Source organism: Microbispora sp. CA-102843 (genome assembly GCF_050936215.1).
GTDB lineage: Bacteria > Actinomycetota > Actinomycetes > Streptosporangiales > Streptosporangiaceae > Microbispora.
In genome coordinates, this window is sequence record NZ_JBNJNF010000001.1 from 1,208,527 (window position 1) to 1,219,276 (window position 10,750).

Consider the following 10,750-nt stretch of genomic DNA (forward strand, 5'->3'; position numbering starts at 1 on the left):
GAGGGGACGAGACCAGGAATGCGACCATATGGGCGGATGCTCGTGCTGGCTGCGGTGGTTCTTCTCGTGGACCAGGCCTCCAAGTTCTGGGCGATCTCCGCGCTCTCGGACGGTGAGAGCATCACGGTGATCCCGCGGCTGATCCGGTTTCGGTTGTTGCTGAACGCCGGTGCCGCCTTCTCGACCGGCACAGGGGTGACCTGGGTGTTCACCCTGGCCGCGGCCGCCGCGGTCGCCGGCATCCTGTACGTCGGGCGGCGGCTGCGTTCGCCGGCCTGGACCTGGGTGCTCGGTGTGCTGCTGGGGGGCGCCACCTCCCATCTGCTCGACCGCCTCTTCCGCCCGCCCGGCTTCGCCCAGGGCCATGTCGTGGACTTCATCGACTACGGCGGCCTGTTCGTCGGCAACGTCGCCGACATCGCGCTCACCGGGGGCTGTGCTCTCCTCCTGCTGCTCAGCCTGCGCGACATCCCCCTCGGGGACGTAGCCGAGAAGGGACGTCCATCCGCGTAGGCCGACCGCCCCGGCGGTTCCCCTCCTGACCGGTAAGCCTTCTAGGGGGCCGCCTACCTCAGCGGCGGGGGCCTCGGCGGCTGGGAGTTCCCCTTCACCGCCCTCGTGGCGTACTGCGCCTACCGCGGCCTGGAGTCGTGGACGTTCATCGGAATCGCCTGGCTGCTGCACACCGGATGGGACATCCTCCATCACCTCAAGGGCAGCCTGATCATCCCCTTCGCCCACGACTCGTCCTTCGGCTGCGCCATCTGCGATCCCGTCATCGCCCTGTGGTGCTTCTGGGGCGGTCCCTCGCTCATCAGCCTCGTCCGGACCCGCGTCACCCGGCCGCACACACCGGATGGGTTTTCCTCGTAGCGGGTGTGCATTTTTCCACTACGCCCCGCGGACGCTTCCCGCTTGCTGTCGCCACCTCTTTCGAATCTGTCACTTTCCGTGTCTCTCGAATGACCATGCGTACCATCGAGGTGTAGGGAGACGGAGAGGATGGCGAGGGGATGACGCTCGCAAAGCCGACGAGACAGGGCAGACGGCGGCATGTTTTCAGATCTGCGGCCTCGGCGCCCGGCGAAGTGCCCGAGCCGGAGCCGATTGACGGCGAGGACGACATCCGGCGGCTGTGTCAGGAACTCAACGACGCAGGCTACTCGGCCGAGATCACCTATGGCCGGGTCGTCGTGAGCCCGAAGGTCAGCCGTGAACAGTCGAACGTCACCTTCCGGCTGATGAACCAGCTTTTCGACTCGGTCCGGGAGAACCGGTGGGTCATCCATTCCAACTGGGGAGTGCACATTCCGCCGTTCCCCGACATGCGGCTTCCCGATCTCATGATCGCGCCCCAGGACGCCGAGCAGTACGACGACATGCACATCCTCGGGCACAGTGCGCTGCTCGTGGTCGAAGTGTGCTCCAGGGGAACGCGGTCGATCGACTGGGACGAGAAGCCACTGGAGTACGCCCGTGCGGGGGTACCGCTTCTCCTGATCGTCGACCCGGTGACCGACCCCGCGACCGTGACGCTGATGAGCGAGCCGCGCAAGGATCTCGCAATGGACGACCTCCGCGAGCCGTACGAGCGGGTCGAGACAGCCCATGCCGGGGAGTCGCTCCGGCTGCCGACGCCGTTCCACATCGAGCTCGACACCCGCACGCTGCTCGCCTGAGGGAGGCTGGGGACAGGTCCGGCTGGGACGGGTCAACAGGCCGGATGGCCCCGGTCACGACCAACCGGGCCTGCTCAGGCCTGGTTCGTCGGCAGGACCCCGACGACCCCGTGCTCGGCTCGCTCGTCGCCGACCTGTCCGCCGATCCGGACTTCGCCCGCCTGTGGGAGGAGCACCGGGTGGCCGAGAAGACCTTCGGGGTCAAGCTGCTGCGGCACCCGGAGCTCGGCGACCTGGACTTCGCGTACGAGACCCTGGCCCTGCCGGGGGAACCCGACCTGCTGGTCGTCATGTACACCGCCGATCCGGCCTCCCCCACCGGCCGCGTACTGGCCCGGCTTTGGCAGGCCCATCGCGGCGATCTCGACAAACCGGAAGTACCGGTGACGGCGGCCGGCTGATCCGCCCTACCAGGACACGGAGTGGGCATTCGGGCACGATCTGTCCCAGTGATCTGGTGGAATGCTGTGTTGTGAGTGGTCAGAACTACCGGCTGGTGCGTCGCGGGGGCGTGGGACGTCGCGCGGCTCCCGTGCTGGACGAACATCAGCGCGCCGTCGTCGAGCACGAGAGCGGGCCCCTGCTTGTACTCGCAGGGCCGGGCACCGGCAAGACCACCACGATCGTGGAGACCGTCGTCGACCGGGTCGAGCGCCGCGGCGTGGACCCCGAGCGCGTGCTGGTCCTCACCTTCAGCCGCAAGGCGGCCGGCGAACTGCGCGAGCGGATCACCGCCCGGATGCGCAGGACCACCAGGACCCCCCTGGCCCTCACCTTCCACAGCTACGCGTACGCGCTGCTGCGCCGTGAGGCGGTGCTGGCCGGTGAGCCGCCGCCGCGCCTGCTCACCGGTCCCGAGCAGTTGCTGGAGATCCGGCGGCTGCTGCACGGCGAACTGGAGGACGGCGCGCGGCACTGGCCCGCGGACATGCGCGAGCTGCTCAAGACCCGGGGGTTCGCCGAGGAGCTGCGCGACTTCCTGTCCCGCGCGGCCGAGCGCGGCCTGTACGGCGACGCGCTGGTGCAGCTGGGCCGCGAGCACGGCAGGCCCGACTGGGAGGCCGCGGGCCTGTTCTCCTACCGCTATCAGGACCGGTTCGACCTCGATCCGGTGCCCGCGCTGGACTACTCGGAGCTGATCCGCGAGGCGGCCGGCCTGCTGGCCGACGGCGAGGTGCGGCGGCGCGAGCGGGACGCGTACGACCTGGTGCTGGTCGACGAATACCAGGACACCGACCCGGCGCAGGAGTTCCTGCTCAGGCAGCTCGCGGGAGACGGCCGCGATCTGATCGCGGTGGGCGATCCCGACCAGTCCATCTACGGCTTCCGCGGAGCCGACGTGCAGGGCATCCTGCGCTTCCCCGAGCGGTTCCCGACGCGGGACGGGCGGGACGCCCCGGTGGTCGCGCTGCGGGTGTGCCGTCGCAGCGGCCCGGCCCTGCTCGAGGCCTCCCGCCGCGTCGCCTTCCGCCTTCCCGCCGTGCCGGGTCACGAGAACAGGACCGGCGGCCACCGCGACCTGATCCCGGTCGGGGACGCGGATCCGGGCGAGGTGAAGGTCCTGCTGGCCGACAGCGCCAGCCAGGAGGCCGCGGTGGTGGCCGACACGCTGCGCCGGGCGCACCTGCTCGACGGGGTGCCGTGGTCGCGTATGGCGGTGCTGGTGCGCAGCGCCGTACGGCACGTGCCGCTGCTGCGGCGGGCGCTGGTCACCGCGGGAGTGCCCGTCGTGGTCGCGGGCGACGAGCTCCCGCTGGTGCAGGAGCCCGGCGTCCGGCCGCTGATCACGCTGCTGCGGATCGCCGTCGCGCCGGCCACGCTCGACGTGGCGACCGCCGAGGAGCTGCTGACCGGTCCGCTCGGCGGCACCGACATGATCGGCGTACGCCGGCTGCGCCGCGCCCTGCGGATCGCCGAGCACGAGGCGGTCGCCGCGGAGGCCGAGGCCGCGGAGGAGGCAGGCCAGCCGGCGCTGCCCTTCACCCCGCGCTCGTCGGACGAGCTGCTGGTCGCGGCGCTGCGCGACGCCCGGGAGCTGGGCGGTGTCGAGCCGCACGTCGCGGCGCCGGCCGAACGCCTCGCGCGGCTCGTCGTGACGGCCCGCGAGGCCGTACGGCACGGCCAGGGCGCCGAGGAGACGCTGTGGGAGATCTGGCAGGCCAGCGGGCTCGCGGAGCGCTGGACGGAGGCCAGCCTCGCGGGCGGGGCGCGCGGCGCCCAGGCCGACCGGGACCTCGACGCGGTCGTCGCGCTGTTCGACCACGTGGCCCGCTTCACCGACCGGCTGCCCAAGGCCGGGGTCGCGGTGTTCCTCGACGACCTGACCTCCCAGGAGATCGCCGGCGACTCGCTGGCCGAGTCCGCCCCCGAGGGCGACGCCGTACGGATCCTGACCGCGCATCGGTCCAAGGGCCTGGAATGGGACGTGGTGGTGGTCGCCGGCGTCCAGGAGGGCCTGTGGCCCGACCTGCGCCTGCGCGGCTCGCTGCTCGGCACCGAGGCGCTGGTGGAGTTCGCGGGCGGCTCGGCGCTGGACACCACGCAGGCCGCGACGGCCGCGCTGGCGTCCAAGCTGCTCGCCGAGGAGCGGCGGCTGTTCTACGTCGCGGCCACCCGCGCCCGCAGGAAGCTCGTCGTCACCGCCGTCGGCGGTGAGGACACCGACGAACGGCCCTCCCGGTTCCTCACCGAGCTGCTGCCCGGCGGCGTGGAGGAGGCGACCGTGGACGACCGGGCGCGGTGGCTCAGCATGTCCGCGCTGGTCGCGGACCTGCGCGCGGCCGTGTGCGACACGACCAAGCCCGAGGCGCTGCGCCGGGAGGCCGCCGCGCACCTCGCCAGGCTGGCGCAGGCCGGGGTGCCAGGCGCCAATCCCGGCGAGTGGTATGCGCTGACCCCGATCTCCGACGACCGGCCGCTCGGCTGGCCCGACGACGTCGTCCAGATCTCGCCGTCGTCCGTGGAGAGCTTCACCAAGTGCGGGCTGCGGTGGGTGCTGGAGGCCGCGGTCGGGGCCGGGTCCGCGAACGTCACCCAGAGCCTCGGCACGGTCGTCCACGCGATCGCCGCGATGGCCACCGAGGACGGCACCGACTACGTCAAGCGGCTCGACGACATCTGGGACCAGTTCGACTTCGGCGGGCTGTGGTTCAACCGCAAGCAGCGCCGCGTCGCCGAGCAGATGGTCGACAAATTCGTCCGCTGGCAGAAGGACAAACCGCGCGACCTGGTCGCGGTGGAGGAGGCGTTCACCGTACGGGTGCCGGGTCACGACATCCAGATCACCGGCCGGGTGGACCGGGTCGAGCGGGACGAGGCCGGCCGGGCCGTGATCATCGACATCAAGACCGGCAGCGGCAGGCCCAAGGACACCGAGATCGACCGGCATCCGCAGCTCGGGGTGTACCAGCTCGCCACGACGCTCGGGGCGTTCGAGCGGCACGGCCTCGTCCAGCCGGGCGGCGCGTCCCTGCTGCACCTGGGCAAGGCGGCGGGCCAGTCGGCGGAGGCCAGGGAGCAGGCGCAGCGGGCGCTCTCCGACGACACCGAGCCCGACTGGGCGGAGAACCTGGTCAAGACGGTGGCGACCGGCATGTCCGCCAACGTTTTCGTCGCCACGGTCAACGACGGCTGCCGCACCTGTGCCGCTAAAATCGCCTGTCCTGTGAACGACAACGGAGGACAGGTGTGCTGACGCCAGGGGAGCTGGCCGTTCGGCTCGGGATCCTCCCGCCCACCCCCGAGCAGGCGGCCGTCATCGAGGCGCCCCTGGAGCCGATGGTCGTGGTGGCGGGGGCGGGATCCGGCAAGAGCGAGACCATGGCCGGGCGGGTGGTCTGGCTGGTCGCCAACGGCCTGGCCAGGCCCGAGCAGATCCTCGGCCTCACCTTCACCCGCAAGGCCGCCGCCGAGCTGGCCGAGCGGGTGCGCCAGCGGCTGGCCGGTCTCGCGGCGGCCGGGTTGGTCGAGCCCGAGCTGCTCGACTCCGAGCCGACGGTCTCCACCTACCACGCGTACGCCGCCCGGCTGGTGACCGACCACGCGCTGCGTGAGGGGCTCGAGCCCACCATGCGGCTCGTCACGCCCGCCGTCGCCTGGCAGATGGCGGCCCGGGTGGTCGGCCAGTACGACGGGCCGATGGACCGGGTGGACCTGTCCCCGCCCAGCGTCACCGCCGCCGTGCTCGATCTCGCCGGAGAGCTGGCCGAGCACCTGCGCGTCCCGGCGGACGTACGCGAGGTCGGCGACTGGCTGCGCGAACGCCTGGCCTCGCTCACCGGGCGCATCGTCAAGGACCAGCGCAAGCCGGTGGAGGCCCAGGCCGTCCGCGAGCAACTGCTGCCGATGGTCGAGGCGTACGAACGGCTCAAGCGCGGCCGGGAGGTCATCGACTACGGCGACCAGATGGCGCTGGCCGCGCGGATCGCCTCGCGGCATCCGGAGGTCGGCGCGTCCGAGCGGTCCCGTTTCTCGGTCGTGCTGCTGGACGAGTATCAGGACACCAGCCACGCCCAGCTCGTGCTGCTGCGTTCGCTGTACGGCGGGGGCCACCCGGTCACGGCGGTCGGCGACCCCTGCCAGTCGATCTACGGCTGGCGCGGCGCGTCGGCGGGCAACCTGTCCCGGTTCCCCCAGGACTTCCCGGCGGCCTCCGGAGACCCCGCGGAGGTGCGGCGGCTGTCGGTCAGCTTCCGCAACGGCGAGCACGTGCTCGGCGTCGCGGCCCGGATCCAGGCGCCCCTGCGCCGGGAGGCCCGTGAGGTGCCGGTGCTGGTCCCGGGCGGCAACCGGGTGGGCCGGGGGCGGGTGCTGTCCGCCTTCCACGAGACGGCCGAGGACGAGGCGGAGTGGATCGCCGAGGGCTTGGCCGGGATGCTGCACGGTGAGGGCGCGCCGGACGGCCTGCCCTGGGGCGAGGGCGAGCGGGCCAAGCGCGGCCCCGCCCTGCAGCCGCAGGACGTCGCGATCCTCGCCCGCAAGCGGTCGCAGTTCCCGGCCCTGCGCCGCGCCCTGGAGGCCCGGGGGGTCCCGGTGGAGGTCGTGGGTCTCGGCGGGCTGCTCACCGTGCCCGAGGTGGCCGACATCGTGGCGACCCTGCGTGCCCTGTACGACCCCACCGCCGGGGACGCGCTGGTCCGGCTGCTCGCCGGGCCGCGCTGGCGGATCGGCCCGGCCGACCTCAAGGTGCTCGGCGACCTGGCCCGCGAGCTCAACAAGGAGATCAGGGCGGCCAGGGGAGGGCCGCGCCCGGAGGACCCGCTCGACCAGGTCGTCGCCGACCTCGCGGAGGAGCGCGGCAGCCTGATCGACGCGCTCGACGAGCTGCCCGACCGGCCCGACTGGCTGGAGCGGTTCTCCCCGCTCGCCCGGGTCCGGCTGCCCGCAGCCGCCCGCGAGCTGCGTCAGTTGCGCGCCCACGCGGGGCAGCCGCTGCCCGACCTGATCAGCGAGATCGAACGCCGGATCGGGCTCGACGTCGAGGTCGCCGCCAGGGGAGGCAGCCCGCTGGCCGCCCGCGCCGACCTCGACGCCTTCCTCGACGCCGCCTCCCGGTTCGCGGGCGACTCGGAGGACCCGACGCTCGGCGCGTTCCTGGCGTACCTGAAGGCGGCGGAGAGCGAGGAGTTCGGGCTGGAGGCCGGGCGCGTCGGCGACAGCAACACGGTCAAGCTGATGACCGTCCACGCGTCCAAGGGGCTGGAGTGGCCGGTCGTGGTGGTGCCGGGCCTGTCGCAGCTCACCTCCCAGAAGGGCGGGCTGATCAAGGGCAGCGTCTTCCCGGCGACCCCGGTCACCAACTCCCGGTGGACGGAGAACCCGCGCAAGCTGCCGTACCCGCTGCGGGGGGACAGCGCGGACCTGCCCGAGCTGGCCGGCCTGGACCGGGAGGCGCTGGGCGCCTTCGACGAGCGCTGCCGCGACCGCGACCTGATGGAGGAACGGCGGCTGGCGTACGTCGCCGTCACGAGGGCGCACTACCTGTTGATCGCCTCCGGCTACCGCTGGGGGACCTCGTCGCGGCCGCTTGAGCCGTCGGAGTTCCTGCGGGAGATCCGCGAGGCGGGCGCCGGCGTCGTCCGCTGGGCCGAGGATCCGGAGAGCCCGGAGAACCCGTTGCTCGCCGAGCCGCCGGTGGCCGAGTGGCCGTCCGTCACGGTGCGCGACGCGATCCTCGACGGCGCCCGCCTCGTGGAGGAGGCGATGATGGGCGACGCACCGCCCGCGGCGGCCGACGGCCACGGGCTCCTCAGGGACCGGGACCGGGAGCGGATGCGGTCCTGGGCGCGCGACACCGACCTGCTGCTGCGCGAGCGGGAGACGAACCGCCGGCGGGCCGGGGCGGTCGTGGAGCTGCCGTCGCGGCTTTCGGTGTCGTCGCTGGTCACGCTGGCCCAGGATCCGGCGGCGTTCGCCCGGCAGGTGCGCCGGCCGGTGCCGCGCAGGCCCGCTCCGCTGGCGCGCAGGGGCACCACCTTCCACCGGTGGCTGGAGTCGCGCTGGGGTCAGCAGCGCCTGATCGACGACCTGGAGCTGCCCGGCGCCGCCGACGAGATGTCGGAGACAGACGTCCAGCTCGCCGAGCTGCAGGAGCGGTTCGAGGAGAGCGAGTGGGCCGCGCGTGAGCCGGTCGACCTGGAGATCCCGTTCGAGACGATGATCGGCGACCGCCTGCTGCGCGGGCGGATGGACGCGGTCTTCCGCGAGGGCGACGGCTACGTGGTGATCGACTGGAAGACCGGGGAACGGCCGCAGGGCAGGGCCGCCGAGACCGCGTCGGTGCAGCTCGCGGCCTATCGGGTGGCCTGGGCCGCGCTGGCCGGGGTGCCGCTGGAGAAGGTCGGGGCGGCCTTCCACTACGTCCGCTCGAACGAGACCGTCCGTCCCGTGGATCTCTTCGACGCGGACGGCCTCACCGCGCTCATTCAGCGGGTTCCTGAGGACTGACCACCGGCTCGTCCTGGTCGAACAGCGCGCTCGTCTCGATCTTGATCCCGAACGGTTCGGGCAGTTCCAGGAGGTCGCCCTCCTCGGCGGTGACGATCTGACGGTACGCCTGCCGGTGGTAGTCGAGGGGCTTCAGGTCGGAGAGGGGATCGCTCATCAGCGTCACTCTGCGCGGAGACGTCACGGGATCCACGATCAGGTAGAGCGGTACGCCCGCCCGCGCGTAGTCGAGCGGCTTCTCCCGCCATGGGGCGCCACGGAAAGTAACAGGGGAGTGATGGGAGGGACATTCTCCGGAAGAGGGAACGAGGTGAAGGAAAGTCCTACTGGAGAGGGGAAAACCGGCTCTGCGAATCGGTCATGGGTGACGTACCTGCCGCAAATGTCCTGCTGCGGTATCTGACTTTTCCGCGAGAGCGATAACTTCTTATGGCCGACGTGCCGGTTCATGATCGGTTATGAATGGCCTATGTCGGTTTTGCGGATGGCGATGGCGGCGGCCTGTCTCGCGGCGGTGACCGGGTGTTCGGCGTTCGCGGCGGTGAATCCCCCGCAACCGCCGGATCTCACCCTCCCTCTGGACGCCTACAGTCTCGGCGCGAAGGATCGCGCCCAGGTGATACGAGCCCGGTTCATGCTGATGGAGGAATGCATGCGCCATGTAGGGCTCGATTTCCGGTTTCCCGCCGTCGAACCGGTGACCGATCTGCGCAACGTCGATCTCCTCGGGTGGCTCGACCCCGGCCAGGCAGCAAAATCCGGATATCTGGGGGAGGGGCGAAATCCGGATGAGATGACCGGCATCCCGTCGTACTCCGTCACCGACGATGAGTTCTATGTGCTGTACGGGAAGGTCCGGCGGTTCCACGGGCGGACGGTGCCGTCCGGAGGCTGCATGGCCAAGGCGGACGCCCTGCTGAACCGTGGAGCAGAGGGCGTGGCCCCGGCCGATGCCGGCAAGAGGTTCGACGACGACGAGGTACCGCGTTACGTCGACAGCGCGGTCGACCTCGCCTTCAAGGACCCGCGCATCGCGGCGGCCGAGCGCGAGTGGAGCGACTGCATGCGGTCGGGGGGCCTCGACTATCGAAGCACCGACCAGGCCGGGGGTGACCCGCGCTGGGCGACGACCGTCAACGACGACCTGAGCCCCAAGCCGCGCGGCACGCGGGCCGAGATCGACACCGCAGTCGCGGACGCGCGATGCCGGGAGGAGACCGGCTACTCCGACGTACGCCGCGCGGTCTTCGTCGAGGCCGAGAACCGGGTCATCGGCCAGAGCCGCGCCCGGCTCGATGCCATCAGGTCGCTCAACCAGGCCCGCCTCGCCAACTCGGCCAAGGTCCTCGACGGCACACTGACCCTGTCCTGGTGATCGGCATCAGTCGGTGCGGCCGGACCGTCCGTCAGGCGGAACTCTCCGGCGCGGACGACCCGCTCTCGCCGTCCGTCCGCCGGCCCGCGGCCGCCTCGATCAGTCGCAGGACGTCGTCCAGGTCGGCCTCGAACTCGGTGGCGAGGTCGGCGGGCAGGTGGAGCCAGGGCTCGAGTCTGGTGTGCGCGGGAAGCTCGCCCTCCGGAAGACGGCCGCGGCGCCCGCGCGGATCGAGGCTGCCGCTTGTGAAGCGGCCTGAGACCTCGGAGGCGACGAACCCGATCACGAGGGTGCTGATCAGGCGCTCCAGCCGGGGCACCTCGCGATCCGGCACCCCGGCCTCGATGAGCGCGGTGTAAATCGCATCCACCGCGCGTGCGGCGTCCGGCGTGACGGCGGGCCGGGAGAACAGCAGGGGCGCCGCCCAGGGATGCCGCCGGACCATCGTCCGGAAGCCGCGCGCGAGGGTGGCGAGCCGTTCGTCCCACTGCTGAGCCCCCTGCTGATCCTGGCCGGCGTTGTGCGGCAGGAGCGCCGAGAGCAGGTGTCCGACCATGGCGTCGAGCAGCTCGGCCTTGCCGCCGACGTGCCGATACAGCGCCATCGGCGTCACCCCGATGCGCTCGGCCACCGCACGCATCGAGACTCCGTCGAGCCCGCGCTCGTCGGCGATGGCCAGTGCCACGTCCAGGATCTCTTCCCGTCTGCCACTCACGGGTATACAGTGTAGACGTATACGCTGTATACATCG

General features: G+C 71.8%; 8 protein-coding genes and 1 pseudogene. 7 read left to right on the top strand and 2 right to left on the bottom strand.

Annotated elements, in window-relative coordinates:
- The first annotated feature begins 36 nt into the window (after positions 1–36).
- From ACQEVJ_RS05645 to ACQEVJ_RS05670, 6 genes and pseudogenes are all read left to right on the top strand, one after another.
- Positions 37–513: a signal peptidase II gene (locus ACQEVJ_RS05645; protein ID WP_433097868.1), complete on the top strand. Its 477-nt coding sequence runs from the start codon at positions 37–39 to the stop codon at positions 511–513.
- 57 nt (positions 514–570) lie between these two features.
- A pseudogene (locus ACQEVJ_RS05650) lies at positions 571–873 on the top strand (DUF6010 family protein); the annotation flags it as partial.
- Between the two features lie 215 nt (positions 874–1,088).
- On the top strand, positions 1,089–1,679 hold the full coding sequence (locus ACQEVJ_RS05655; RefSeq protein WP_433097870.1) for a Uma2 family endonuclease: 591 nt from the start codon (positions 1,089–1,091) through the stop codon (positions 1,677–1,679).
- Between the two features lie 44 nt (positions 1,680–1,723).
- On the top strand, positions 1,724–2,080 hold the full coding sequence (locus ACQEVJ_RS05660; protein WP_433097872.1) for a hypothetical protein: 357 nt from the start codon (positions 1,724–1,726) through the stop codon (positions 2,078–2,080).
- 71 nt (positions 2,081–2,151) lie between these two features.
- Positions 2,152–5,373, top strand: a complete 3,222-nt coding sequence (locus ACQEVJ_RS05665; RefSeq protein WP_433097874.1) for an ATP-dependent helicase — start codon at positions 2,152–2,154, stop codon at positions 5,371–5,373.
- Positions 5,367–8,624 carry an ATP-dependent helicase gene (locus tag ACQEVJ_RS05670; protein ID WP_433097876.1) on the top strand — a complete coding sequence of 1,086 codons (3,258 nt, stop codon included), beginning with the start codon at positions 5,367–5,369 and terminating at the stop codon, positions 8,622–8,624. Before ACQEVJ_RS05665 ends, ACQEVJ_RS05670 begins: the two co-directional genes overlap by 7 nt.
- On the opposite strand, the gene ACQEVJ_RS05675 is transcribed toward ACQEVJ_RS05670, so the two are convergent.
- Positions 8,599–8,781, bottom strand: coding sequence for a hypothetical protein (locus tag ACQEVJ_RS05675; protein ID WP_433097878.1), 183 nt, complete (start codon positions 8,779–8,781; stop codon positions 8,599–8,601). The genes ACQEVJ_RS05670 and ACQEVJ_RS05675 overlap by 26 nt on opposite strands.
- 495 nt (positions 8,782–9,276) lie before the next feature.
- On the opposite strand from ACQEVJ_RS05675, the gene ACQEVJ_RS05680 reads away from it, so the two are divergent.
- Complete coding sequence (locus ACQEVJ_RS05680) at positions 9,277–9,999, top strand: hypothetical protein (protein ID WP_433097880.1); 723 nt, start codon at positions 9,277–9,279, stop codon at positions 9,997–9,999.
- A 31-nt stretch (positions 10,000–10,030) separates the two neighbouring features.
- Here ACQEVJ_RS05680 and ACQEVJ_RS05685 read toward each other — a convergent pair whose 3' ends face one another.
- Positions 10,031–10,714 (bottom strand): TetR/AcrR family transcriptional regulator, encoded by a 684-nt coding sequence (locus tag ACQEVJ_RS05685; RefSeq protein WP_433097882.1) that lies wholly within the window; start codon positions 10,712–10,714, stop codon positions 10,031–10,033.
- Positions 10,715–10,750 lie beyond the last annotated feature (36 nt).